This window comes from Pseudonocardia hierapolitana, assembly GCF_007994075.1.
Taxonomy (GTDB): domain Bacteria; phylum Actinomycetota; class Actinomycetes; order Mycobacteriales; family Pseudonocardiaceae; genus Pseudonocardia; species Pseudonocardia hierapolitana.
The window spans coordinates 4,577,946-4,602,644 of sequence record NZ_VIWU01000001.1 but is presented as its reverse complement, the minus strand read 5'-3'; the positions used below and the strand labels follow the sequence as shown (position 1 = coordinate 4,602,644).

22 protein-coding genes are annotated in these 24,699 nt (G+C 73.1%); 11 read left to right on the top strand and 11 right to left on the bottom strand.

Features of this window, described 5'->3' with window-relative positions; all coding sequences use genetic code 11:
- Window positions 1–204: 204 nt before the first annotated feature.
- Both deoC and FHX44_RS21880 read left to right on the top strand, forming a co-directional pair.
- Window positions 205–1,182, top strand: coding sequence for a deoxyribose-phosphate aldolase (gene deoC, locus FHX44_RS21885; protein WP_147257504.1), 978 nt, complete (start codon window positions 205–207; stop codon window positions 1,180–1,182).
- Window positions 1,179–2,612 carry an aldehyde dehydrogenase family protein gene (locus tag FHX44_RS21880; protein ID WP_147257503.1) on the top strand — a complete coding sequence of 478 codons (1,434 nt, stop codon included), beginning with the start codon at window positions 1,179–1,181 and terminating at the stop codon, window positions 2,610–2,612. Before deoC ends, FHX44_RS21880 begins: the two co-directional genes overlap by 4 nt.
- Before the next feature lie 37 nt (window positions 2,613–2,649).
- On the opposite strand, the gene FHX44_RS21875 is transcribed toward FHX44_RS21880, so the two are convergent.
- The 5 genes from FHX44_RS21875 to FHX44_RS21855 form a co-directional block, all read right to left on the bottom strand.
- Window positions 2,650–4,638, bottom strand: coding sequence for a protein kinase domain-containing protein (locus FHX44_RS21875; protein WP_147257502.1), 1,989 nt, complete (start codon window positions 4,636–4,638; stop codon window positions 2,650–2,652).
- Between the two features lie 213 nt (window positions 4,639–4,851).
- Complete coding sequence (locus FHX44_RS21870; RefSeq protein ID WP_170308985.1) at window positions 4,852–6,030, bottom strand: outer membrane protein assembly factor BamB family protein; 1,179 nt, start codon at window positions 6,028–6,030, stop codon at window positions 4,852–4,854.
- Between the two features lie 326 nt (window positions 6,031–6,356).
- Window positions 6,357–6,563, bottom strand: coding sequence for a DUF397 domain-containing protein (locus FHX44_RS21865; protein ID WP_147257500.1), 207 nt, complete (start codon window positions 6,561–6,563; stop codon window positions 6,357–6,359).
- Window positions 6,564–6,583: 20 nt separating this feature from the next.
- Window positions 6,584–7,423: a helix-turn-helix domain-containing protein gene (locus tag FHX44_RS21860; protein WP_212612588.1), complete on the bottom strand. Its 840-nt coding sequence runs from the start codon at window positions 7,421–7,423 to the stop codon at window positions 6,584–6,586.
- A 238-nt stretch (window positions 7,424–7,661) separates the two neighbouring features.
- A complete protein-coding gene (locus tag FHX44_RS21855; RefSeq protein ID WP_246170511.1) occupies window positions 7,662–8,174 on the bottom strand; it encodes an NUDIX hydrolase in 513 nt (170 codons plus the stop codon).
- A gap of 111 nt (window positions 8,175–8,285) precedes the next feature.
- On the opposite strand from FHX44_RS21855, the gene FHX44_RS21850 reads away from it, so the two are divergent.
- The 7 genes from FHX44_RS21850 to FHX44_RS21820 all read left to right on the top strand — a co-directional run bounded on the left by FHX44_RS21850 (window position 8,286) and on the right by FHX44_RS21820 (window position 17,307).
- Window positions 8,286–8,780: a pyridoxamine 5'-phosphate oxidase family protein gene (locus FHX44_RS21850; protein ID WP_147257498.1), complete on the top strand. Its 495-nt coding sequence runs from the start codon at window positions 8,286–8,288 to the stop codon at window positions 8,778–8,780.
- Between the two features lie 71 nt (window positions 8,781–8,851).
- On the top strand, window positions 8,852–10,159 hold the full coding sequence (locus FHX44_RS21845; protein WP_147257497.1) for an acyltransferase family protein: 1,308 nt from the start codon (window positions 8,852–8,854) through the stop codon (window positions 10,157–10,159).
- A 65-nt stretch (window positions 10,160–10,224) separates the two neighbouring features.
- Window positions 10,225–10,809, top strand: coding sequence for an NADPH-dependent FMN reductase (locus FHX44_RS21840; protein ID WP_147257496.1), 585 nt, complete (start codon window positions 10,225–10,227; stop codon window positions 10,807–10,809).
- Between the two features lie 60 nt (window positions 10,810–10,869).
- Window positions 10,870–12,219 (top strand): MFS transporter, encoded by a 1,350-nt coding sequence (locus FHX44_RS21835; protein ID WP_246170510.1) that lies wholly within the window; start codon window positions 10,870–10,872, stop codon window positions 12,217–12,219.
- A gap of 5 nt (window positions 12,220–12,224) precedes the next feature.
- Window positions 12,225–14,981 carry a LuxR family transcriptional regulator gene (locus FHX44_RS21830; RefSeq protein WP_212612586.1) on the top strand — a complete coding sequence of 919 codons (2,757 nt, stop codon included), beginning with the start codon at window positions 12,225–12,227 and terminating at the stop codon, window positions 14,979–14,981.
- A 10-nt stretch (window positions 14,982–14,991) separates the two neighbouring features.
- The gene (locus FHX44_RS21825; RefSeq protein ID WP_212612585.1) at window positions 14,992–15,864 is read left to right on the top strand and encodes an aldehyde dehydrogenase family protein; all 873 of its coding nucleotides are present in this window, start codon (window positions 14,992–14,994) and stop codon (window positions 15,862–15,864) included.
- A 219-nt stretch (window positions 15,865–16,083) separates the two neighbouring features.
- A complete protein-coding gene (locus tag FHX44_RS21820) occupies window positions 16,084–17,307 on the top strand; it encodes a primosomal protein (protein ID WP_147257494.1) in 1,224 nt (407 codons plus the stop codon).
- 11 nt (window positions 17,308–17,318) lie between these two features.
- On the opposite strand, the gene FHX44_RS21815 is transcribed toward FHX44_RS21820, so the two are convergent.
- The 5 genes from FHX44_RS21815 to FHX44_RS21795 form a co-directional block, all read right to left on the bottom strand.
- Window positions 17,319–18,065 (bottom strand): DUF899 domain-containing protein, encoded by a 747-nt coding sequence (locus FHX44_RS21815; protein WP_147257493.1) that lies wholly within the window; start codon window positions 18,063–18,065, stop codon window positions 17,319–17,321.
- Between the two features lie 44 nt (window positions 18,066–18,109).
- Entirely contained in the window at window positions 18,110–19,336 is a 1,227-nt protein-coding gene (locus FHX44_RS21810) for an MFS transporter (protein ID WP_246170509.1), read from the bottom strand.
- A 143-nt stretch (window positions 19,337–19,479) separates the two neighbouring features.
- The gene (locus FHX44_RS21805) at window positions 19,480–20,697 is read right to left on the bottom strand and encodes an RNA polymerase sigma factor (RefSeq protein ID WP_147257492.1); all 1,218 of its coding nucleotides are present in this window, start codon (window positions 20,695–20,697) and stop codon (window positions 19,480–19,482) included.
- On the bottom strand, window positions 20,694–21,029 hold the full coding sequence (locus FHX44_RS21800; protein WP_147257491.1) for a YciI family protein: 336 nt from the start codon (window positions 21,027–21,029) through the stop codon (window positions 20,694–20,696). The genes FHX44_RS21805 and FHX44_RS21800 overlap by 4 nt, the downstream gene beginning before the upstream one ends.
- Window positions 21,030–21,155: 126 nt before the next feature.
- Window positions 21,156–21,806: a response regulator transcription factor gene (locus FHX44_RS21795; RefSeq protein ID WP_425469148.1), complete on the bottom strand. Its 651-nt coding sequence runs from the start codon at window positions 21,804–21,806 to the stop codon at window positions 21,156–21,158.
- A gap of 56 nt (window positions 21,807–21,862) precedes the next feature.
- On the opposite strand from FHX44_RS21795, the gene FHX44_RS21790 reads away from it, so the two are divergent.
- Window positions 21,863–22,486, top strand: coding sequence for a hypothetical protein (locus FHX44_RS21790; protein ID WP_147257489.1), 624 nt, complete (start codon window positions 21,863–21,865; stop codon window positions 22,484–22,486).
- Between the two features lie 28 nt (window positions 22,487–22,514).
- On the top strand, window positions 22,515–23,471 hold the full coding sequence (locus FHX44_RS21785; protein WP_147257488.1) for an ABC transporter substrate-binding protein: 957 nt from the start codon (window positions 22,515–22,517) through the stop codon (window positions 23,469–23,471).
- Here the strand turns inward: FHX44_RS21785 and FHX44_RS21780 are convergent.
- On the bottom strand, window positions 23,461–24,549 hold the full coding sequence (locus FHX44_RS21780) for an adenosine deaminase (RefSeq protein WP_147257487.1): 1,089 nt from the start codon (window positions 24,547–24,549) through the stop codon (window positions 23,461–23,463). The two genes, FHX44_RS21785 and FHX44_RS21780, sit on opposite strands and share 11 nt — an antisense overlap.
- Window positions 24,550–24,699 lie beyond the last annotated feature (150 nt).

Here is a 24,699-nt window from a genome sequence, read left to right as displayed (position 1 = left end):
ACAGGAAGAACTGCGCAGCTCCCCGTTGGCGTAGAAGCACGGCCGCATGACAGCACGACAGAATTACGCTCGCTCCCCCTGCACTCATCCCCGCCCGCCGCTCCTCCCGCGCGGCGGGCGGTGTGCTGTCACACGGCCTCCGCTTCGCTCCGGCGGGATCGACGAAGGCCTCTGCGCTGCCCGTCCGCGCATAGACTCGCCCGCGTGACCACGACCGTTACCGCGGGACGCACCGCAGGCGGCCGCGAGGGGGCGTTCGCCGACGCCGTCCGCGACGAAGCGTCGCTGCGACGGTTCCTGCACGGCCTGCCCGGCGTCGACCACGTGGGCGTCGAGCGACGCGCGGCGACGCTGGCCACCCGGAGCATCAAGAAGGAGTCCAAGCTCCAGGCCCTGGACATGGCGGTCTCGATGATCGACCTGACCACGCTGGAGGGCGCCGACACCCCGGGCAAGGTGCGGTCGCTGTGCGCCCAGGCCCGCAGGCCGGACCCGGACCACCCGGACGTCCCGTCCGTCGCCGCGGTCTGCGTCTACCCCGACCTCGCGGGCGTCGCCGTCGAGGCGCTGAAGGGTTCCGGCGTCGCGGTGGCGGCGGTCGCCACCGCGTTCCCGTCCGGACGGTCCTCGCGCGCGGTCAAGCTCGCCGACACCGCGCTCGCCGTCGAGGCGGGCGCGACGGAGATCGACATGGTGATCGACCGCGGCGCGTTCCTCACCGGGCGCTACGGCGCGGTGTTCGACGAGATCGTCGCGGTCAAGGAGGCCTGCGGCAGCGCCCACCTCAAGGTCATCCTGGAAACCGGCGAGCTCGCCGGTTACGACGACGTGCGGCGCGCGTCCTGGCTCGCGCTGCTCGCGGGCGCCGATGTCATCAAGACCTCCACCGGGAAGGTCTCCCCCGCCGCCACCCTGCCGGTGGTGCAGGTGATGCTGCAGGCCGTGCGCGACTGGCACCGCGCCACCGGTGAGCACCGCGGCGTCAAGGCCGCGGGCGGCATCCGCACGGCGAAGGACGCGATCCGGCACCTCGTGGCCGTCAACGAGGTGGCCGGGCCGGCCTGGCTCACGCCGGAGCTGTTCCGCTTCGGCGCGTCCTCCCTGCTCGGCGACCTGCTGCGGCAGCGCCGCACCCAGCTCGAGGGCCACTACACCGACCGCGACCACATCGGAGGGGCCTGATGACCTGGGAGTACGCGCCCGCGCCCGAGTCGGCCGCGCTCGCGAACCTCAAACCGGCCTACCGGCCGTTCGTCGACGGGGAGTTCGTCGACGGCGGCGGCGAGCCGCTCAAGACCCTCAACCCGGCCACGGAGGAGGCGCTCGCCGAGGTCGGCACGGCGAGCCCGGAGGACGTCGACCGGGCCGTCGCGGCCGCGCGCCGGGCGTACGAGCAGGTGTGGGGCCCGATGCCCGGCGCGGAGCGGGCGAAGTACCTGTTCCGGATCGCGCGGGTCGTGGCCGAGCGCGCCCGCGAGCTCGCCGTGCTGGAGACTCTCGACAACGGCAAGCCCATCCGGGAGTCGCGCGACGTCGACGTCCCCACCGCGTCGGCGCACCTGTTCCACCACGCGGGCTGGGCCGACAAGCTCGGCTACGCGGGTCTGGGCCCGGACCCGCGCCCGGTCGGTGTGGTCGGCGCCGTGATCCCGTGGAACTTCCCGCTGCTCATGGCCGCCTGGAAGATCGGGCCCGCGCTCGCATGCGGCAACACGATCGTGCTCAAGCCCGCCGAGACCACCCCGCTCACCGCACTCGTGCTCGCCGAGATCGCGGCCGACGCCGGGCTCCCGCCCGGGGTGCTCAACGTGCTGCCCGGCGCCGGGGACGTGGGCGCCGCCGTGGTGGGGCACGACGGCCTGGACAAGGTGGCCTTCACCGGATCCACCGATGTCGGCAAGGAGATCCAGCGCCGGCTCGCCGGCACCGGGCGCAGGCTCACCCTGGAGCTCGGCGGCAAGGCGGCCAACATCGTCTACGACGACGCGCCGCTCGACCAGGCGGTCGACGGCGTCGTCGACGGGATCTTCTTCAACCAGGGCCACGTCTGCTGCGCCGGCTCTCGCCTGCTCGTGCAGGAGTCGATCGAGCACGAGTTCATGGAGCTCCTGCGGGCGCGGATCGAGACCCTGCGCGTCGGCGACCCGCTGGACAAGAACACCGACGTCGGAGCGATCAACTCCCGCCCGCAGCTGGACCGGATCGTCGACCTCGCCGCGGCCGGTGACGCCGAGGGCGCCACCCGCTGGACCAGCTCGTGCCCGCTGCCCGAACGCGGCCTCTTCTTCCCGCCCACCGTCTTCTCCGGCGTCGAGCAGACGATGCGGGTCGCGCGGGAGGAGATCTTCGGGCCCGTTCTGTCGGTGCTGACGTTCCGCACGCCCGACGAGGCGATCGCGAAGGCGAACAACACCCCGTACGGCCTGTCGGCGGGGATCTGGACGGAGAAGGGCTCCAAGGCCCTGTGGACGGCCCAGCGCGTGCGGGCCGGAGTGGTGTGGACGAACACCTTCAACCGGTTCGATCCCACGGCGCCGTTCGGTGGCTATCGCGAGAGCGGGTTCGGGCGCGAGGGCGGGCGCGTGGGGTTGGAGGCGTACCTGGAGGCGTGAGCACTCCCAGCGCTCGCTGATCCCGGATGGATCGGTCCTACCCGTCGCCGGTGACCGCCAGCAGCTCGCCATCGGCGGCGAGGTAGGCGACGCGGCCATGAGCGGCGATCGGCGTGCCTCCTCCACGGCTCCACAGCAGGACACCGGTCGCGGTGTCGTAGGCGCAGGTCGATCCGTCGCGGAGGGCCATGTACACGCAGTCCTCGGTGATGACCGGAGCGGTGTCCACCCGCGACGGGGGCGTCGTCCAGAGGGCCGTGCCACTCCTCGGATCCAGGCCGCGCACCACCCGACTCTCCCCGTCGCGCCCCTCCTCCTCGAGGAGCACGCCTCCGGCGGCGATCACCGAACGGGCCGGCCAGCCCACCTGCCACCGCTGACGGCCGGTGGCCGACTCGAGCGCAGTCAACGCGCCCAGCAGCACGAGGTCCTCGGTGGCGGCGACCACGGCGGCGGTCGGGGCCGGCGCGGACCAGCGGATGCTCCCCGTGCGCAGCTCCCGGACGACGAGTCGCCCGTCCTGGCAGTAGGCCGCCACTCCCCCGCCTGCGACCACCCGCAGCCCACCCGAGAACTCGTACCGCTCCCCGGTCCAGAGCCGCGCACCCGTGGCGGCGTCCAGGCCGACGACGTTGATCGGCCTCCCGAGCACATCGGAAGGCTCACCCTCCTCGACCACGGCGACGACGGTGCCGTCGCTCACGTCGACCTGGGAGTCGGGCGACGGCCGGCGGCCCATGTCCCAGATCCGGCGGCCGGTCCCGGCGTCGAACCCGGCGAGCATGCCGGCCGCAGCGGTGATCAGCACCCCACCGTGCGGAACCAGCGTGTCCGCCGGGCCGTCGGCGCTCCACCGCTCGGCCCCTGTGGTCGCGTCCAGCGCACGGACGTCGCGGTTCATCCCGGTCGTGTAGAGGGTCCGGTCGTCGGCGGCCCATGCCGTCTGCACCCCGACAGCACCCGAGAAGGGAATCCTCCACCGCACGTGTGGTGCCGGCGGCGCGGGAGCGGGCTGCGGTGCCGTGAGCGCGCTGACGCCCCACGCCCCCGCCACCGCGGCGGTCACGGCGGCGGCCGCCGTGACCAGCACCGTGCGCCGGTTCGTGCCGCGGCGGCCGGCCACCTCCTCCGTCGGCGGCTCGTCCAGCAGGGTCGGCGCGCCCTGCTCCGGCGCGGCGGCGAGCGCGGCAACCGCCGGCGGCAGCCAACCGCCCGGGGAACCCGCCAGCGGCCCGAGCATCCGCCCGAGGGTGGCGGGATCCGGCCGATCCTGCGGCCGCTTGGCCAGGCACACGGCGATCGGATCCCGGAGTGCATCGGGCAGACCGTCGAGGTCGGGCTCGTCCCGCGTGATCCGCAGCATGAGCACGACGGGCGCGACGTCACCGAACGGGCTGCGCCCCGTCGCTGCGAAGAACAGCACCGAGCCGAGCGAGAACACGTCCGATGCCGGTCCGACGTCCTCCCCGGCGATCTGCTCGGGTGACATGAACGCGGGAGTGCCGATGACCACCCCGGTGCTCGTCACCCGGGTGCCGTCGACCGCCCGGGAGATGCCGAAATCGATCAGGCGGGGGTGATCGGTGTCGAGCAGCACGTTCGACGGCTTGAGGTCCCGGTGCACAAGGCCCCCGTCGTGGACCGCGCCCAGCGCGAGGGTGAGCCCGTGCGCGAGCGCGTGCACGGTACCGGCGGGAAGCGGGCCGACCTCCTCCACGACCGTCCCCAGGTCCGGGCCGCGCACGTACTGGGTGGCGAGCCACGGCAGTTCCGCGTCGGGGTCGGCGTCGACGACCGCCGCCACCCAGGGACCGGCCACACGGCTGCTGACCTCGATCTCCCGCCGGAACCGCGTGCGGAAGCGGCCGTCGTGCGCCAGGCCGGGGTGCACGACCTTGATCGCCACCGGCGTCCCGTCACGGGAGGTCCCGAGGAAGACCTGCCCCATCCCGCCCGCGCCCAGCCGCGCCCGGAGCCGGTACGGCCCGATCCACTCCGGATCCCCCGTCTCGAGCGGCTGCACCACGGCCCCCCTGCCCGTGCCGACGCGAACGGCGCGAGTTTATGGGAGTGGCTCGACGCACCGATCGATCAACCGCAGCCGCACGTGCCCCCTCGGCCGGCAGGCCGGGCAACAGCCCAGAGCCGGTCCGCCCACGTCGCGCCCGGGGGCCGCGATCACCACATACGGATCGGCGGGTCGAGGGGTGTGTGTCGTCGGGCCGCGACCGGCCGTCCGTCACGTGATGGTGAACGCCTCGATCTGACTCCCGGCCACCACGTAGACGTCACGCCCGCGAGCGGCGATCACCGCAGCCCTGCTGTCGGCGTGTTGCCCGCGATAGGTCCACCGTGTCGCCCCCGAGGCCGCGTCGAGGGCGACCGGGGTTCCCCCGGACTGCGAGACGTACACGTAGCCGTCGCCGGCGACGATGTCGAAGTCCGGGTCCCACTCCGACGATCCGACGGTCTGTGACCAGCGCACGGAACGATCGGCCAGATCGACACCCTTCACCTCCGCGAAGGTCCACCCTTCCTCGAGGTGCACGAGCACGTCACCGACGACGGCGAAACCGACGGCCCAGGTCTTCGAGAGCCGCCGACCGGTCGCCGCCTCCAACACGAGGCTCCCCTCGGGGGCGCTGGCGACGACGACACGATCGCCGCTCGGCTGGATCCGCATGCCGGCCGAGCCGAAGCTCTCCTCGACATCGGTGCTCGTACTCCACACCGGCTGTCCGGTCCGCAGGTCCCACGAGTCGATCCACGTCATGGAGTGGAGCCCGGATTCCGTCCTGAGGAGGTGAGCGTTCACCACGACGCACATCCCGTTGTGCGCCGCCACGTCGGCCGACGTCTTGGCCGAGTTGTCGGGTGACGTGAGCTTCACGTTCCAGAGCAGGTCTCCCGTCCGGACGTCCAGCGCGATGACACCGTCGGAGGACCTCGTCACGACGACGCCGTCCGCGACGTCCACCGCAGCAGATGCCGGGACCTGCCACCGCAACGTGCCGGTCGCCGTGTCGTGCACCGACACCGTCTCACTCGTACCGACGACGAGGTCCTCACCGGCCGCGATCATGACCACGTCCCCTTCCCGCGGCGTGTCGAGGCGCGTGGTCCATCGTTGCGCGCCCGTCGCGCCGTCCAGGGCCAGCAATGTTCCGGCTCCGCCGTGGTCGCGGACGTGAACGTAGAGCGTGCCGTCGTCCGCTGCGGCCGATCCGTAGCCCGCCGGCGCCGGCAGCGGAGCGATCCACCGCGGTCCCGGAGACCTGAGCCCGGTGGCCAGCGCATACCCACCGACGGACAGGAGTCCCAGGGCCCCGACCATCTTGAGCCACGACCGGCGGCCGAGCCGCCGCGCGTCGGTCGAACCCTCGAGCTGGTTCGGTTCGTGCACTTCGAGCTGATCCATCGCGGCCCCCCGGTTCGAGATGTCCTCGACGGAGAAGACCGCCCAGAAGCCGTGGGCGTTGGGGGCTTGAATCGTCCACTCGTCGGGCGGTGTCGCACAGATCTCCGCGCCCCGACGCACATGTCCGGGCATGTGTGCCGAGTACCGGAGGTGTGTGCCACGGACGGACTGTCAGGCGGGGCCGAACTCCCCGCCTCGCACGCGGCTCGGGAAGGCCGCCCATGCGGCAGCCCGCGCGACAGGGCTGATCTCGGATGGATCTCGTCACCGATCGAGACCCGCTCGCGTTCCGCGGAACGCAGGGTGCGTGCGGATGGAGCCTCGACCTAGCGCGGATCGAACTCCCCGGCGCGCACACCTGCCAGGAACGCGCCCCACGCCGCCGCCCTGTGGACGTGCGGTGCCCGGGAACGGGCCTTCGTGTCCCGCACCGCGACCTCGCCGTCGGGGAGGAAGGCGACCTCGACGCAGTTGTTTCCGTCGTCGCTGTTGCTGAAGCTGCTGGTGCGCCACCGGACGCCGTTGAGGTCCACGGCACACCTCGCTCTGTCCGCTACGTCTCGGCGGCCACTCGCTGGATCAGCGCCACTGACGCGTCGGGGTCCAGCGCGAGCGACCGCAGCCGGTCGAACTTCAGTCTAGCGACCGCGACCTCCTCCTCCTTGCTGATGTGGACCGCGCCTATCGGATGCTCGACATAGACCATGTCGCCGAAGTCGATCCCGCCGAACGTGAGCAGCGTGAACGGGGCCGAGAGCCCTGGGTGGGCGCCGAGGCTCATCGGCAACACCTGCAGCGTCACACGATCCAGGGCCGCCGCCTCAACGAGATGTGCGAGCTGCGTGCGCATCACCGCCGGGCCGCCGACCGGACGGCGCAACACAACCTCGTCGACGACCGCGACCAGTTCGAGCGGATCCTCCAGGGAGGTCAGCCGCTCCTGGCGGATCCGCCGCACAGCGGTGAGGTTGTCGAGCTCGGCGTCGGTCCGTTGGTGAATCGCGAACACTGCTCGCGCATACGCCTCGATCTGCAGCAACCCGGGCACGTAGGCGGTTGTCGCTTCCCTGACCAGGGTGGCCTCCGCCTCCAGCGGGACATACCCCTTGTCGTCCAGACCGAAGGCCCGCCACCAGCCCTTCTCCGACACGGATCGCGTGAGGTCGAGCAGCTCGTCCCACTGCGGCCCGACGACGCCGTAGATGTCCATCATCGTGCGCACGCCGTGCACGTCGACGCCCTGGCGCCCGTTCTCGATCCGGCTCAGCTTGCTGCTCGACCAGTCGAGGGCCGGCGCCGCGACCTCGAGCGACAGACCGGCCTCCTCCCGCAGCTCCCGCAGGATGCGGCCGAGGTGCAGCCGCCGCACTACAGCTCCGTTCGGTCCGGCCACGGCGCTCCGCTTTCATTCGACGACGCCAGGTGATCGCAAGAAGGATGCCAGGTGGGCAGCTGGAAGTGGGTTGCCCACATTTCGGCAGCACGAGGTGTTGATCGCTTCGAGGAGCACACCACGGTCGTCCCCACTGCACTCACGTACTTCTCGGACAGCTCGGCGACGGATGATCGCCACGAGCGGTACATCGGAGCGGCCCGATCAGCGGTGGCGTGCTTCTCGGGTTGATCATGAGTCAGTCGATCAGCCGCAACCGGCCGTCCCAGCCGTCGGCCAGCAGGCCGGGCAGCAGCTCGGCGAGCTGGAACGGATAGATGGTCTCGGTGGTTGCGCGCAGGTCGTCGGTGCTCCACCAGCGGTGGCCGCGGACGGTCCGGTTCTCCAGCTCGGTGAAGCCCGCCGTGTCGACCTCGGCGGCGCCGGTCAGCCTCGCCAGGAAGAACCATTCGTCGCTGTCGTACTCCACGCCCTCGAAGCTGAACCGCACCCGCCGCAACCACACCGGCCCGAGCAGGCGGTCGGGCGGCAGCCGCAGGCCCGTCTCCTCCTGCAGCTCCCGCCGGGCCCCGGCGAGCAGCTCCTCCCCCGGCTCCAGCCCGCCGCCCGCCGTGAACCAGAACGACTCGCCGGGCACGTGCGGGTCGAACCCCTCGAACAGCAGCAGCCGTCGCGCCGCGTCGACGAGGAGCACGCGCGCGGCCACCCGCACGCCGGGCCGAGGGCCCAGATCTGCGACCGACTCCCCCACGGCCCGGACGCTACCCCTGTGATACAGAGCACATTTCGGAGAACATCGTGTCGAGAACCGCCGACCGGCTCCGTCTGCCCCACACACGTTCACCACGACAGGAGGACGACCATGGACCGCAGCGACGTCGCCGAGGTGTTGGACAAGCCGATCTCCCGGGAGCTCCTCGCATCGTCGATCCCGGCACGGCTGGCGTACACCGCCGTGGACGGCGACCCGCGGGTGGTCCCGGTCGCGTTCCACTGGAGCGGCGAGCAGCTACTGGTCTTCACCGTCCCCACCGCGGCGAAGGTGCGGGCGCTGCGGGAGAACCCGCGCGTGGCGATCACGATCGACACTCAGGAGCAGTGGCCGCCTCGGGTGCTGCTGGTCCGGGGCGCCGCGAGCCTCGAGCCCGTCGACGGCGTGCCGGACGAGTACATCGAGGCGTCCCGCAAGGTCACGCCCGCCAAGGTGTTCGAGGACTGGGAGGCCGGGGTGCGCGGGCTCTACGACCGGATGGTGCGCATCACGATCGAGCCGGACTGGGCGAAGCTGCTGGACTTCGAGACCACCATCCCGAAGGCGGTCGAGGACCTGATCCACGCGAAGACGACGCAGCGCTGATCCCTCAGACGTGAACCGCCTGAGTAGTTTCGCGGATCCGCCGCCGGCCGCGCGCGGCGAGTCTGATCGACATGACGAACGCACTGACGTCCCCGCGGAGCACGGCGGGGCTCGCCGCCGCGACCCCGGCCGACCGGGACCGGTACGCCGACCTGCTCCGGCTGTTCTCGATCAGCATGGTCGTGCTCGGGCACTGGGTGGTCGCGTTGCTGACGACGCACGGCGCGGGCGCGGTGACCACCTCGCTGCCGCTGATGCTCTCGACCTGGGTGTGGCAGGTCATGGGGCTGTTCTTCTTCGTCGGCGGGTTCGCGCACGCCCGCGCGCTGCGCCACCGGCCGCCCAGCGGTGAGTTCGTCCGGACGCGCGCGTCCCGGCTGCTGCCGCCTGCGCTGGTCATGCTGGCGGCCTGGACGCCGCTCGCGGTGCTGATGCACGCCGCCGGGCTGACCAGCGGCCAGTTCGCCGTCGGCCTGCAGCTGATCACGGTGCCGCTGTGGTTCCTCGGCGTCTACCTGGTGATCGTGCTGGCGGCGCCCGCGATGATGCGGCTGCACGTGCGGCACGGGTTCTGGCCGGTGCTGGGGGCGCTCGCGGTGGCCGTCGCGGCCGTCGACGCGGTCAGGCTGGCCACGGGCGTGCAGGAGGTCGGGTACGCGAACATGCTGTTCGTCTGGCTCACGGTGCACCAGCTGGGATTCGGTTACGCGGACGGGACGCTGCAGCGCGGCGGTCGCCGGCTGGCGGGGCTGCTCGCGGGCGGCGGACTGGCCGGAGCGGCGCTGCTGGTCTTCGGCACCTCGGCCTACCCGGTGCTGATGGTCGGGCTGCCCGGCAACGGCGCGTCGAACTCCGCGCCGCCCAACCTCGCACTGCTGGCCCAGAGCCTGTTCCTGGTCGGCACCGCGCTGCTCCTCCGCCGGGCGGGCAGCGCGCTGATGGACCGACCGAGGGCGTGGTTCGCGGTGGCGACGGGCAGCTCGATGATCATGACCGTCTTCTGCTGGCACCTCACCGCCTGCTACCTGGTGCAGGGCGCGTTGCTGGTGGCAGGCACGCGGCTGCCGGCCGCCGACTCCCCGCTGTGGTTCCTGGCGCTCGCGGGCTGGCTGACCGCGTGCTCACTGGCCTGCGCCGGTCTCGTCGCGCTGTTCGGCCGGTTCGAGCGGTCGGCAGGCGCGCCGGGGCGCGGCCCCGTCCGGACGCCCGTCGCCGTCGCAAGCGCGCTCGCCGCGGCGGTGGGGCTGTTCGCGGTGTCGGAGGTCGGGCTCGACGGGCTCCTGACCGAGCAGGGCCTCCCCGGCGCCGCGGTGGTGCCGCTCGTGCTGGTCGCGGCGGGCGCGTTGGCCCTCCGCCGCGCCACGAGCCCGGTCACCTGACTGATTCGAGCGGGTGCCCTCCGCTCCTAGCGTCGATCACGTCCGACCGACGAGAGGAGCAACCGATGGAACCGACACCGCTGCGGCTGGTCGTCGTCATCGCCAGCACGCGGGAGGGCCGCTTCGGCCCGACCGTGGGGAACTGGTTCGTCGAGCAGGCCCGCGGGCACGCGGACCTGGACATCGACGTGCTGGACCTGGCCGAAGCCGCCCTGCCCGACCGGCTCACCGGGTACGGGTCGCCCACGCCCGACGCGGTCGCGGCCGTGACGACCCGCCTCGCGGCCGCGGACGCGTTCGTGATCGTGACGCCCGAGTACAACCACAGCTACCCCGCGCCGGTGAAGACGCTGATCGACTGGCACTTCACGGAGTGGCAGGCGAAGCCGGTGGCGTTCGTGTCCTACGGCGGGCTGTCCGGCGGGCTGCGGGCCGTGGAGCACCTGCGGGGCGTCCTCGCCGAGCTGCACGCCGTGACGGTGCGCGACACCGTCAGCTTCCACGGGGCGTGGGACCGGTTCGGGCCGGACGCGCGCCCGGTGGATCCGGCGGAGTGCACCGCTGCTGCGAAGTCGATGCTCGACCAGCTCGCCTGGTGGGCCCGCGCTCTGCGCGAGGCCAGGGCGGTTCGCCCGTACGTCGCGTCTTGACCTCGACCGAACTTCAACTCTTAGCGTCGGTCCGACGCGGCGACGGAAGGTAGGACGATCATGGTCACGGAGGCGGTGACGCCCCAGCGCACGAAGTGGGCGCCGGTGGCGGCACTCGGGCTCGCGATGCTGGTGGTCACGTCGGAGATGACCATCCCGGCGGTGACGCTGCCCGGCATCGGCGCCGATCTCGCGGTCTCGCCGTCGGCGACGGCGTGGGTCCTGCTCGCCTATGCGCTGCCGATGGCGGCGCTCGCGATCCCGGCCGGACGCTGGGCCGACGGGGCGGACGTGCGGGCGGCGTTCGCGCTGTCGATGACAGGGGTCGCGGTCGCGAGCGTGCTCGTCGGCCTGGCGCCGACGTTCTGGCTGGTCGTGGCCGGGCGGCTGCTGCAGGGCGCGGCGGGCGCACTGATCGTCGCGGTCTACATGCCGATCATCACCACGAGCGTGCTGGCCGCACAGCGCGGCCGGGCGATCGGGTTCGTCATCACGATCATGACGGTGGGCGCGATGGCCGGTGTCCCGCTCGGGGGCCTCGTCGCGGACCTCTGGGGCTGGCGTGCGGTGTTCCTGGTGAAGCTGCCGGTCGTCGCCGCGGTGCTGTGGGTGGGGCTGCGCACGATCACGCGCATCCCGGGCCGCGGCCTGCCCCGCCCCGGCGCGGCCCTCCTGCGCGAGGCGGTCCTGCTGGGCGGTGCGGTGGCCGTGCTGCTGCTCGCCTTCGAGGAGGTGGACGGGAACCCGCTCGTCGCCGCGGCGCTGGTGGTCGGCGCGATCGGGCTGGCGACGTGGTGGTCCCGGCTGGCGGCCTCGCGCCCCGTGCTCGGGCTCGTGCGGACCCCCGCGTTCGGCATCACCCTCCTCTCGCTCCTGGCGGTCACCTTCACCGGTGGGTTGGTGGCGTTCCTGCTGCCCTACTACGTGTCGAACGTGCTGCACGCGGGCCCGGACGTCACCGGGGTGGCGCTGCTGTTCTTCGTCGGGGCGATGGCCCCGCTCTCGGCCGCGGCGGGTGCGCTGGCCGACCGGTTCGGGAACCGCGTGCTGGCCGTGGCCGGCAGCGCGGTGAGCCTCGTCGCGATGTCCCTGATGCTGACGCTCGACGAATCGTCCGGGCTGGGCGACATGGCGTGGCGGCTGGTCGTGCTCGGCATCGGAGCCGCGCTCTTCAACCCGGCGATCAACGCCTCGATGCTCGCGGCGGCGCCCGCAGGCTCGGAAGGCGTGGTAGGTGGCGCGGGCATGACGGTCCGGACGATCGCGATGACCGTGGCTCCGGCGGCGTCCGCGCTCGCCTGGACGGTGGCGGGCGGCGGCATCGCCGGCTTCCGCAGCGGGATCGTGATGATCACGATCGCGGTCGCGCTCGGGCTGCTGGTCCAGCTCGTCCCGGTGCGGCGGCCGTGATCCCGATGCCGGAGGCACCGCGGCTCCGCGGCCGCGAGGCCGAGCTGGCGGTCGTGGACCGCCTCCTCGCCGCGGCCCGCGACGGGACCAGCGCGGCCCTCGTGGTGCGGGGAGAGGCCGGGATCGGGAAGTCGGCGCTCCTCGGGCACGCGGCGACGCGGGCCACCGGCATGCGGGTGCTGCTCCAGATCGGCGTCGAGACCGAGATGGAGCTGCCGTACGCCACGCTGCACGCGCTGTTCGCCGAGGACCGCGACGCGTTCGACCGGCTGCCCGGCGTGCAGGCGGACGCGCTGCGCGTCGCGCTCGGGCTGGCGGCCGGTCCGCCGCCCGACCGCTTCCTCGTCGGGCTCGCCGTGCTCAGCCTGCTCGCCGAGCTCGCGGCCGAGCGGCCCGTGCTGTGCGCCGTCGACGACGCGCACTGGGTCGACCGGGCGTCCGCCCAGGCGCTGCTCTTCGCGGCGCGGCGGCTGGGCAGCGAGTCCGTCGTACTGCTGTTCGCCGCGCGCAGCGGGCTGGCCCCGCAGTTCCCGGCCCCCGGTATCGCATCGCTCGACCTCGCGCGGCTGGACGACGCGAGCGCCCGCGAGGTGCTGGACGCCGAGGCGGGCGACCTGCCGCGCCCGGTGCGGGACCAGCTCCTGCGCGAGGCGGCCGGCAACCCGCTCGCCCTGCACGAGCTGCCCGCGGCCCACCGGGCGGGCCGCGCGCCGGTCTACCCGCTCGGTCCGCCCGACGCAGGCCGCGGTGGGATCGCCCCGACGCACAGCCCCGTCGAGCGGGAGTTCGCGGCCCGCATCGCCGCCCTTCCCGAGGCGGCCCGCACCGCGCTTCTCGTGGCCGCCGCCGACGGGACGTGCGACACGCGCGTGGTGCTCGCCGCGGCCGCGCGGCTCGGCGCCGGGCCGGCCGACGTGGAGCTGCTGGAGCGGGAACGGCTGCTGATGTTCAGCGAGGGGTGCATGGGGTTCCACCACCCGCTGATCCGGACCGCCGTCTACGGAGCCGCGACCATGGGGGCTAAGCGGGCGGCGCACCAGGCGCTGGCGGACGTGCTGAACGGCCGGAACGAGGAGGACCGGCGCAACTGGCACCTGGCGGCGTCGAGCCTCGGCCCGGACGAGGCGGTGGCCGCCGCGCTGGAGGAGAGCGCGTTGCGGGCCCGCGAGCGTGGCAGCCACGAGACGGTGGCCGCGGCCTTCGAACGCTCCGCCGCCCTCACCCCGTTCGGCGGGGAGCGGACGCGGCGCATGGTGGCGGCGGCCGAGGCTGCGGCCGAGGCCGGGCACCGCGAATGGGCGGCCCAGCTGGTCGGCTGCACGGCGCCGGTCACCGACGATCCGCAGCTGCGGGCGCGGCTCGCCCTGGTGCGGGCGCAGCTCGCCGACGCGGACGGCGACGTCCCGGAGACCCACCGGCTGCTCCTGGACGCCGCCGGACCTGCGGCGCGCGCGGCACCCGACCTGGCTGCCGAGATGCTGCTGTGGGCGGTCGAGGCCGGGTGGTCGGCCCGCGACCGCGGCATGGTGGAGCGGGTGGCCGAGACCGCGGCCGAGCTCGGTGTGCCCGGTGCCGACCACATCCGCGCCTACGCCGCGCTGGCCGCGGCGCAGCTCCCCGACGACCCGGACGCCCCGCTGCCCACGGCGGCCGCCGCGCTCGCCGAGATGGCCGCGTGCCGGGGCGAGGGCGAGCCGCGCGCCACCGCGAGCCTCGCCGCCTGGTACCTCGTGGCGGGCGAGGACACCACCGCGCTCACCCTCGCCGCGGCCGCAGAGCGGGAGGCCCGCTCCACCGGCGCGCTCGGCGCCCTGCCCCGGGTGCTCGCCGCCCTCGCGACGAGCCGCTGGCACCTCGGCCACTGGCGCGACGCCGCGGCCGCGGCCGCCGACGGCCTGTGCATCGCCCGCGACGTCGGACAGAACCAGGTCGTCGACCAGCTGGCCGGCGTGCTGGCCCACGTCGCCGCGGCGACCGGCGACGAGATGCGGTTCACCGCCGCCCTCGGCGAGCTGGACGGGCGGCGGCCGACCGCGCGCTCCGTCGGGATCACCGGGTCGGCCCGTGGCCTGCTCGACCTCGGCCTCGGCCGGTTCGACGCCGCCGCAGACCGGCTCACGGAGGCGGCCGGCTCGCCGGGGTGGTGGCGCGGGCTTCCCGACCTCGTGGAGGCGGCGGCGCGCGCCGGACGGACCGCGGACGCGCGGCGCGCCGCCGACCGGTACGCGCGGTGGGCCGAGCACACCGGGCAGACGTGGGCGCGTGCGATCGCCCACCGCTGCTGGGCGCTCGTCGCCTCGGAGGACGGCGCGGCCGAGCTGTTCGCCACGGCCGTGGCGCTGCACCGGAGGGCGGGCACGCACGGGTTCGAACGCGCCCGCACCGACCTCCTGCACGGCGAGTGGCTGCGCCGGGCGCGGCGCCGCAGCGAGGCACGCGGGCCGCTGCGGGCGGCGGCAGACGCGTTCGACGAGCTGGGCGCGGGGCCGTGGGCCGAGCGGGCGCGCGCCGAGCTGCGCGCCACGGGCGAGACCCGCTCGACGTCGACCAGGGCGACCGGCCCCGCCCCCGACCAGCTCGGCGAGCTCACGCCGCAGGAACTGCAGGTCGTCCGGCTCGCCGCGGCGGGACTGTCCAACCGTGACATCGCCGCGCAGCTGTTCCTGTCCCCGCGCACGGTCGGCTACCACCTCTACAAGGCGTTCCCGAAGCTCGGAGTGGCGTCCCGCGCGCAGCTCGTCCGGCTCGACCTCCCGGCGTAGATTCCGCGGGGTGACGACCACCGACCGGCTCACCGTCGCCAAGACCTACAAGCTGTACGTCGGCGGCGCGTTCCCGCGCTCGGAGTCGGGCCGCAGCTACGCGGTCACCGGCGCCGGCGGCACGCTGCTCGCCCACGCCGCGCTCGCCTCCCGCAAGGACGTGCGCGACGCGGTGAGCTCCGCCCGCGCGGCCTTCCCCGGCTGGGCGGGAGCCACCGCCTACAACCGCGGCCAGGTGCTGTACCGGGTCGCCGAGATGCTGCAGGGGCGCCGCGCCCAGTTCGTCGACGACGTGGTGGCCGCCGAGGGCGTGCGCAAGGGACAGGCCGCCACGCTGGTGGACACCGCGATCGACCGCTGGGTCTGGTACGCCGGGTGGACCGACAAGATCGCGTCCGTGCTCGGCTCGGTGAACCCGGTGGCCGGGCCGCTGGTGAACTGGTCCACGCCGGAGCCCACCGGCGTGGTGGGGGTGCTGGCGCCCCGGTCGTCGTCGCTGCTCGGGCTGGTCGACGTGCTCGCGCCCGTGCTCGCCACCGGCTGCACGGCCGTCGTCGTGGCCTCCGAGGCCCGGCCGCTGCCCGCGGTGGAGCTGGCCGAGGTGCTCGCCACGTCCGACGTGCCCGGCGGGGTGGCCAACGTGCTCACCGGGCGCACCGCCGAGCTCGCGCCGTGGCTCGCCGCGCACGGCGAGGTGCAGGCCCTCGACCTGGTGGGGGCGCCCGCCGAGCTGGCCGCCGACCTGGAACGCGCAGCAGCCGAGGGGGTCAAGCGGGTGCTGCCGAGGCCCGCCGCCGAGCCCGACTGGACCCGGGTCCCGGAGCTCACCCGGCTGCGGGCCTGGACCGAGATCAAGACCGTGTGGCACCCGGTGGGGCGCTGACCCCGCACTCCGGCCCGCTCGCCACCTTTCGAGGCAGTGCAGCCCGGGCGATCGGGTGAGCCTGATCTCCCGGATGGGCGAGCAAAACGTGCCGAGCCGGGGCAACGTGCTCGTGCACGCGTCGACGACCGCGGGACGAACGGCCGGTGACGCCCGCCCTCGCGCCGCGTATGCCGCACCACCGGCCGGGCGGTCGAGGCGTGGTCCTAGGCTTCCCGCGTGGCCAGCGACATCGTCCCGATCCAGCTCTCCCTGACGGAGGGCGACCTCGTCACGCTGTGGGCGCCCCGGTGGCGTGAGGACGGCGAGGAATGGGAGGCCTTCCTCGGCGACGACGACGCGTTGTTCGCCTTCCCGGAGGTCACCCAGCTCGCGGCGTTCGTCCGCACGGTCACCGAGCACGACCTCGTCGACCACCCGGCGTGGTCCGTGGTGCCCGACCTCACGGTGCCGGAGCTGACCCCGGACGACACCCAGCGGTACGACATCGTCGGCGTCCCCGAGCTCGTCGCCGAGGACCCCGACACCTGGACGGTCGGCGAGCTCGCCGAGATCACCGAGATGGTCCGCTCGATCGCCGAGGTCTGCGAGCTGGACGCGGTCACCGACGTCCTCGGTGCCGCACCCGCGTTCGGTCTCCTGCGCCAGGGCACGCTGCCGTTCGTCGGACGCGAGGGCCAGCGGCTGTGGACGCAGATGGTCGAGACGATCGCCGAGCGCTGGGACGAGGTCATCGACGCGCTCGACGACATCGTCGCCACCCCCGAGGTCGACGCCGTCGCGCTCGCGGCGGCCGAGAAGGAGGTCGTGATCGTCGAGGACACCGACGAGCCCACGGTCACCGAGGCCGATGAGGACGGCGCGGCCGACGAGGATGAGGACGAGGAGACCGGCTTCTGGGAGGAGGTCGGGATCGACCCCGTCCGGATCACCACCCGCGACGGCGACCACTTCACCCTGCGCTGCTACCTCGACGACAAGGCCGTCTTCCTCGGCTCCGACGGGCGCATCGACGTCTTCCGCAGCGAGCGGGCCCTGGCCCGCTGGCTCGCCGAGGACGGAGCCGCCGGGCACGACCTGGCGACCGCGTCCACCTGGCCGGAGATCGTCGAGCGCGCCGCAGTGGGCGAGCTGGACGTGCAGGTCGACGACCTGAACGCCTACAGCCTCACCGGGCTCGCCGACGACCTCGCCGAGGGCCCGCTCGCCGTCGACCCCTCCCACCTGGAGCTGGCCGCCGAGCTGCTGCTCGACGTCGGCGACTGGGCGGGCGACGACGAGGCCCGCCGCGCGCTCGCCGAGTCGCAGGCCCTCGGCTGGCTCGTCTCCTACATCACCAAGCCCGACCCCACCCGGCTCGCCCCCAGCCCGCCCTTCGACGCCGAGGCGGCCCGCTTCCGCGAGCTGGTCGAGGACGTGACGAACCGCTTCCGCACGCACTAGGCCCGGGAAGATCAGTCCCGGCCGTACTCGTCGTGGCGGCGCAGCCAGCTCATGGCCGGGCCGTCCGCGCGGCCGGGCGGTTGCTCCCAGTCCTCCTGACGGCCCCGGGCGGTGAGGTCGAGCCAGTTGTAGGTGCCGTTGAGCTGATCGATGCCGCGCTCGAAGCAGGAGTAGGTGTGGAAGACGCGGTCGCCGTGGCGGAGGAACGCGCTCACGCCCATCTCCGAGCCCGTGTAGCCCTCCCATGCGGGGTTCTTCCGCACGAGCTCGGCGAAGCCGGTGTAGTTGTACTCGACCGGCACGATCGCCGGGTCGAAGCTGACGTGGAAGTCGTAGTTGAAGTCGCTGCCGTGCGACGAGTACCAGGGGATCGTCCAGCCCATCCGCCGCTTGTAGCGTTCGATCTCCTCCAGCGGTGCCAGGGAGACGGCCGCGAAGGAGGTGTCGCGCGCGTGCAGATGGGTGAGATCACCGACGGTGTCGATCCAGAACGAGCAGGCGGGACATGCCTCGCCCGCGCCGGGATCGAGCATGAGGTGGTAGATCACCAACTGGCCCCGGCCCTCGAACAGGTCCCGCAGTCCGGCGCTGCCGTGTGGTCCGTCGAAGGTGTAGGCCTTCGTGATCTCCACCATCGGCAGCCGGCGCCGGGCGGCGTTGACCTCGTCGCGGTGGCGGGTCAGCTCCTTCTCCTGCGCGAGCAGCGCACGTCGGGCCACGAGCCACTGCTCGCGTGTCGTGATCTCCGGGTCGGACATGGTTGTCTCCTCTCTCGGGTGTGTCACTTCTTCGCGGGTCGGCGCTATCCGGCCACCGCTACCGGCTCGCCACTTGCGACCGGCGCGGAGTCCTCGATCACGGGCGGCTCGAGCCGACTGGTGGCCCACGCGACGGGAACGGCGACGATGGCGATCACGAGACCGGTGAGGATCGCGGCGGAGGCGGTGAAAGCTCCGAGGGCCACGCCACCGGCGAAGGAGCCGAACGCGATGCCCACGTTGATCGCGGAGGCCGGCAGTGACTGGGCCAGCTGGCCGCCGGGGCCGGCCAGGGCGACGACGCGGTACTGCAGCGACGGGCCGCTGCCCATGACGAACGCGCCCAGTGCCAGCAGTAGCAGCGCCACGAGGAACGGGTTCGTGCCGAAGAGGTACAGCGCGGCCAAGGACCCCGTGGCGCCGACGGCCGCCACGATGAGGGTGCGCCCGGCGTTCCGGTCGGCGAACCGGCCGCCGCCGAACGAGCCCACCGCGGTGGCCACGCCGTACGCCAGGAGGAACACGCTGATCAGCGCGCCGGATACTCCGGTGACCTCCTGCAGGAACGGCACGATGTAGGTCATGGCCGCGAAGGCGGCCCCGAACACCAGCGCGCACAGGGCGAGCACGGCGAGCACCCGTGGTGCGAAGGCGTACCTGACCTGGCCGTCGACGCCGCCGCCGGTGCTGGGCACGGACGGAACCAGCGCCACCGTGGCGATGAGCGTGATCGCGAGGAGCACGACTATCGCGGTGTAGGAGCCGCGCCAGCCGAGCGCGTGGCCGAGCAGGGTGCCCAGCGGCACGCCGACCGCGGTGGAGACGGCGAAGCCGGAGATGACCACTGCGAGCGCCCGGCCGGCCCGCTCCCGCGGGACCACGGCGATGCCCGCCGCGAACGCCGCGGCGTCGAACAGCCCCGCGAACGCGCCGGTGAGGGTCCGTGCCACGAGGGTGAGGTCGTAGCTGCTGCTCAGCACCACGACGAGGTTGCACGCGATGGCCAGCACGAGCGTGCCGCACAGGATCGTGCGCCTGTTCAGCCTGATCGTCAGTGCGGTCAGGATCGGACCGCCGATGGCCAGCCCCAGCGCGAAACCGGTCACCAGCGTGCCCGCCGTGGAGACGGAGACCCCCAAGTCGCCGGCGACGAGGTCCAGCACCCCGACGACGAGCATCTCCGAACTGCCCATGACGAACGCTCCCAGGAAGAGCATGGCCAAGGCGCGGGCGGCGCCGCGAGGGCTCACCGCCGCTTGCTGAGTACTCACGAGACTTCCTCCTGTCCGGTGGACTTTGCCCACCGACGAAGGAGGCCGCCCGGGATGGACATCGGCCGGGCGACGAAGTTCGAGTACAGCCCTTTCCCGCCCCGCCGGCTCCGCAGGCTCCGCCGGCTGCCATCCCCCGGTCGTCAGAGCTCGCGGAGGCGGCCGGACAGGTAGCGGCGCTCGGACTCGGTGGGCGCGAGCTTCCGGGCTTCCTCGTACGCGGCCTTGGCCTCGGCGGTACGGCCGGCCCGGCGGAGCAGGTCGGCCCGGGTGGCGGGCAGCAGGTGGTACTCGCCGAGCCGGCCGGACGCCGCGATCTCGTCGACGAGGGCCAGGCCGGCCGGGATGCCGTCGGCCATCGCGACCGCGACGGCCCGGTTGAGGTCCACGACCGGGGACGGCGCCACTCGTGCCAGTTCGGTGTACAGGGTGGCGATCTGCGGCCAGTCCGTGCTCGCCGCATCGGGCGCGGTCGCGTGGCACGCGGCGATCGCGGCCTGCACCTGGTAGGGCCCGGTACGCCGCATCGCCAGAGCCTGATCGAGCGTCTCCACTCCCTCGGCGATCAGCGTCCGGTCCCAGCGGGATCGGTCCTGGTGCTCCAGCGTGACCAGCACACCGTCCTCCGTGCGGGTCGTCCGGCGGGCCTCGTGCAGCAGCATCAGCGCGAGCAGTCCGCGCGGCTCGGGTTCGGCTGGCATCAGCCGGACCAGGATCCGGGTCAGGCGGATGGCCTCGGCCGTCAGGGCCCGGCGTACGTCCTCCTCGTCGTAGCCCTCGTTGAAGATCAGATACAGCACGGCGAGCACGGCGGCGAGTCGCTGTGGCAGGAGCTCGGCGGGTGGGACCCGGTACGGGATACCGGCCTCCTGGATCTTGCGCTTGGCGCGGACCAGGCGTTTCGCCATCGCGGGCTCGGCGGTCAGGAACGCGCGGGCGATCTCGGCGGTGGTGAGGCCGGCCAGCGTGCGCAGGGTGAGCGCGACCCGGGCCGGGAACGGCAGCGCAGGATGGCAGCAGGTGAAGATCAGCCGCAGCCGTTCGTCGGGGATCTCCTCGACCGTCGGCTCGTCCGGGGTGCGGGCCAGCACGGCGAGCTGACGGAGCTTGACCGCACCGGCGGCGTCACGGCGCAGCCGGTCGGTCGCCCGGTTGCGGGCCGTCGTGGTGAGCCAGGCGCCCGGGCGGTGCGGGACACCGTCGCGCGGCCAGGCCGCCAGCGCGGCGGCGAACGCGTCCTGCGCGGAGTCCTCGGCCAGGTCCCAGTCACCCGTGAGCCCGATCAGGGTCGCGACCACCTGACCCCACTCGTCGCGGTAGGCGGCGTCCACGGCCGTCCGGACGTCGTCGGGTGCGGTCATCCCCAGACCGGGCGGATCTCGACACCGCCCCGGCGCGCGTACGGATGGCCGGCGGCGATCTCGATCGCCTCGTCCAGATTCGCGCACTCCACGATCACGATCCCGCCCACGAAGTCCTTGGTCTCGGCGAACGGCCCGTCCGATACCAGGGTCTCGCCGTCGCGGACCCGGACCGTGGTCGCGTCCACCACCGGCCGCAGCCGCTCACCAGCCAGCTCGGCGCCGCGCCGCTCCAGGTCCGCCTCCCAGGCCTGGTGCACCGGATCTGCGGCCAACTCCTCGTTGGTCGGCGAGTCGGTCTCGTCGTCGCAAATCAGCAGCACGTACTTCATGCCGCCGATTGTGCCCCGACGGCACTGGCAGGACGGCCCCCTGGACCTGCGGATCCACCGCTCGACATCAGAGCTCGCGAATGATGATCAGCTTCTCGAACCTCACGAAGGTACGAACCACGGGGGTCACGAACCGAGGCCGGCCTCGCGGGCCAGGAGGCCCAGCTGCGTGCGGTTGGTGCAGCCGAGCTTGTCCAGCGCGTTGGAGACGTAGCCCTTCACCGTCGCCTCGGTGAGGTGCAGCCGCCGCGCCACCTCGGCGTTGGAGCAGCCCTCGCCGAGCAGCGCGACGACGTCGCGCTCCCGCTCGGTCAGCGACGCGAGCCGGCCCTTGGCGCGGCGGCGGGCCACGTGCACGTCACCGGCGCGGTCCACCAGCCGGCGGGCCGCCGACCGGGACAGCACGGTGTGCCCCTGCGCCGCCACGCGCACCAGATCGACCAGCTCGTCCGGTGGCGTCGACTTGAGCAGGTAGCCCGCGGCGCCGGCCCGCAGAGCTCGGTGCACGTGCTCGTCGCCGTCGAACGTCGTGAGCGCCACCACCGGGGGCGCGGAGGGGAGCTCGACGATCCGCGCGGTCGCCGCGATCCCGTCGACGCCGGGCATCCGCAGGTCCATCACGACGACGTCCGGCTCGTGCAGCACGACGGCCTCCACGGCCTCCGCGCCGTCCGCGGCGCTCGCGACGACCTCGAGCCCGTCCGCCGCCCCGAGGATCGTGCGCAGGTGAGCGCACACCATCGGCTCGTCGTCGACCACCAGCACCCGGACAGCCACCGTCTTCTCCTTCATCGCGCCATGGGGAGCTGCGGGTCCTGCTGCGGGCCGACGAGATGCGCCCGTACCGCTTCCTGGCCGTGACCTTCCTCGTGCTGTACGCCGTGTTCGTCGCGGCTCCGGGCCGTCCTTACTACCTGGGCGGGCTGTACGGGATCGTCGCCGCGGCAGGCGCGCTCGGCCTGCAACGGCGCCGGGAGGCCGGGAGGACCCGGTTCCGCTGGGTGGCCTGGCCCGCCTACGCGCTCAGCGCCGTCGCGGCGGGCGGGCTCCTCCTCTTCTCCGCCACGACGATCACGTCGACGTCGGACGAGATCGGCAGGGCGATCGCGCAGCGCACCTCCACCGCCCACCGGGCGCTCGCCCCCGAGACGCGCGAGCACACGGCGGTGCTGGGCGGCTCCTACATCGTCGCCGCCTACCTCGACGGCTACTCGCTGCAGTACGGGCTCCCGCAGGCCTACAGCAGCAGCCGCGGCTACGGCTGGTTCCCTCCTCCGCCGGAGGACGACACCACGGTGCTCTTCGTGGGCGGCGACCCCGACGCGCTGCGGCCGCACTTCTCGGACGTGCGCATGGTCGCCGACGGCGGGCAGGACGCGAGCGTGTGGCTGTGCACCGGCCGCCGGGAGCCGTGGGTGGACCTGTGGCCGCGGCTGCGCACCCTCACCGTCGGATGAAGCTGTTAGGCCAGGCTAACATCACCGGGTGAAGCTCATCCCCACGATCGCGCTCGCCGCGCTGCTCACCCTCGTCGCCGCGTGCGGCTCCGCCCCGCAGACCACGCAGGCGGAGGCACCATTCCGGGTCGTCACGCACGCCATGGGCGAGACCGCGATCCCGGCCCAGCCGAAGCGGGTGGTCGCGCTCGACCAGAGCTTCGTCGACGCGGTGCTGACGCTGGAGACCCCGCTCGTCGGCTACACCACCTATCGCGCGATCGAGGGCGGGCTCCCCACGTACCTCGGCCCGCTCGCCGCGACCTACGGCACGGAGGCCGTTTCGGTCGGCGAGCTCGAAAAGCCGAGCCTCGAGCAGATCGCCGCGCTGAAGCCGGACCTCATCCTGTCGGCCAAGGTGCGACACGAGGCGCAGTACGCGCAGCTCTCCCAGATCGCGCCCACCGTATTCAGCGAGACGACGGGGCCCACGTGGAAGGAGAACCTCCGCCTCACGGGGCAGGCGCTGGGCGAGGAGGAGCTCGCGGAGGCCAAGATCACCGAGTACGAGCAGCGGGCCGCCGCGATCGGCCGGGAGATCACCGCCAAGTCCGGCGGCACGCTACCCACCGTCTCGATCGTCCGCTTCGCGGGCGAGGACACCGTGCGCCTCTACAGCGAGAAGTCCTACGCCGGGATCGTGCTGCACGACGTCGGGTTCCCGCGCCCCGCCACCCAGCCCACCACCGACAAGATCGCGGTGGACGTCTCCCAGGAACGCATCCTCGACCTCGACGCCGACCAGATCTTCGTCGCGACGTGGGCCGACCCCACGGCCACCGGGCCGAAGGCGCAGTTCACCACCAACCCGCTGTGGAGCCGGCTCACCGGCGCCCAGCACGAGATCGACGACCTGACGTGGATGAGCGCCGTGGGGCTCCAGGGCGCGCACACGGTGCTCGACGACGTCGCCAGGGCCTTCTCGGTCGACCCGGTCAGGCCATGAGCGCGGCGTAGCCGGGCTTGATCACCTCGTTGATCAGCGCGAGCCGCTCGTCGAAGCCGATGAAGGCCGACTTCATGGCGTTCACGGTGAACCACTGCAGATCGGCCCACCCGTAACCGAACGTGTCGGCCAGCGCGGTCATCTCACTCGTCATCGACACGTCGGACATCAGCCGGTTGTCGGTGTTGACGGTGACCCGGAACCGCAACTGGGTCAGCAGCCCGATCGGGTGGTCTGCCAGCGATTTCGCCGCACCGGTGTGCACGTTCGACGTGGGGCACATTTCGAGCGGGATCCTCTTGTCACGCACATAGGCGGCAAGAAGGCCCAACCGGGGGGTTCCATCGGCACCCAGAGTGATGTCGTCGACGATTCGGACGCCGTGCCCGAGGCGGTCGGCACCGCACCACTGCAGCGCCTCCCAGATCGACGGCAGGCCGAATGCCTCACCCGCGTGGATCGTGAAGTGCGCGTTCTGCTGGCGCACGTACTCGAACGCGTCCAGGTGACGCGTGGGCGGGAACCCGGCCTCGGCTCCGGCGATGTCGAACCCGACGACGCCGAGGTCCCGGTAGCGCACCGCCAGCTCCGCGATCTCGCGCGAGCGCGCCGCGTGCCGCATGGCCGTGAGCAGGCAGCCCACCCGGATCCGCCTGCCGTGCTCGGCCGCGCGCGCCGCGCCCACGCGGAAGCCCTCGATCACCGCCTCCACCACGGCGTCCAGCTCCAGACCGGCCTCCACGTGCAACTCGGGGGCGAACCGCACCTCCGCGTAGACGACGCCGTCGGCCGCGAGGTCCTCCGCGCACTCGGCCGCCACGCGGACCAGCGCGTCCGCGGTCTGCATCACCCCGACCGTGTGCCCGAACGTCTCCAGGTATCGCACCAGCGACCCGGAGTGCGCCGCGGCCAGGAACCACCCGCCCAGCTCCGCCGCGTCCGTGGACGGCAGGTCGCGATAACCCGCGGCATCGGCGAGCTCGATGACCGTGGCCGGCCGCAGCCCGCCGTCGAGATGGTCGTGGAGTAGCACCTTCGGGGCGTCGCGGATGGTGTCGACGGTCAAGGGTGCAGGCACCGGGCCACGCTAGAACACGCTCCCTACCTTGGGGTATCCGGGCGCGGGCCACTGCTCCGATCGGGGCACGACACCTCCGATCGGGGAGCCGCGGAAGGGTGATCGGCCACGGTCGCTACCCTCATTGCCGCACGACCCGATGTCCGGCTC

Coding starts and splice junctions, on each gene's coding strand:
- FHX44_RS21870 (WP_170308985.1), bottom strand. CDS start 6,030: ATGGATCAGCTCGAAGTGCACGAACCGAACCAGCTCGAGGGTTCGACC.
- FHX44_RS21850 (WP_147257498.1), top strand. CDS start 8,286: ATGGACCGCAGCGACGTCGCCGAGGTGTTGGACAAGCCGATCTCCCGG.
- FHX44_RS21845 (WP_147257497.1), top strand. CDS start 8,852: ATGACGAACGCACTGACGTCCCCGCGGAGCACGGCGGGGCTCGCCGCC.
- FHX44_RS21840 (WP_147257496.1), top strand. CDS start 10,225: ATGGAACCGACACCGCTGCGGCTGGTCGTCGTCATCGCCAGCACGCGG.
- FHX44_RS21835 (WP_246170510.1), top strand. CDS start 10,870: ATGGTCACGGAGGCGGTGACGCCCCAGCGCACGAAGTGGGCGCCGGTG.
- FHX44_RS21830 (WP_212612586.1), top strand. CDS start 12,225: ATGCCGGAGGCACCGCGGCTCCGCGGCCGCGAGGCCGAGCTGGCGGTC.
- FHX44_RS21815 (WP_147257493.1), bottom strand. CDS start 18,065: ATGTCCGACCCGGAGATCACGACACGCGAGCAGTGGCTCGTGGCCCGA.
- FHX44_RS21805 (WP_147257492.1), bottom strand. CDS start 20,697: ATGACCGCACCCGACGACGTCCGGACGGCCGTGGACGCCGCCTACCGC.
- FHX44_RS21800 (WP_147257491.1), bottom strand. CDS start 21,029: ATGAAGTACGTGCTGCTGATTTGCGACGACGAGACCGACTCGCCGACC.
- FHX44_RS21790 (WP_147257489.1), top strand. CDS start 21,863: ATGCGCCCGTACCGCTTCCTGGCCGTGACCTTCCTCGTGCTGTACGCC.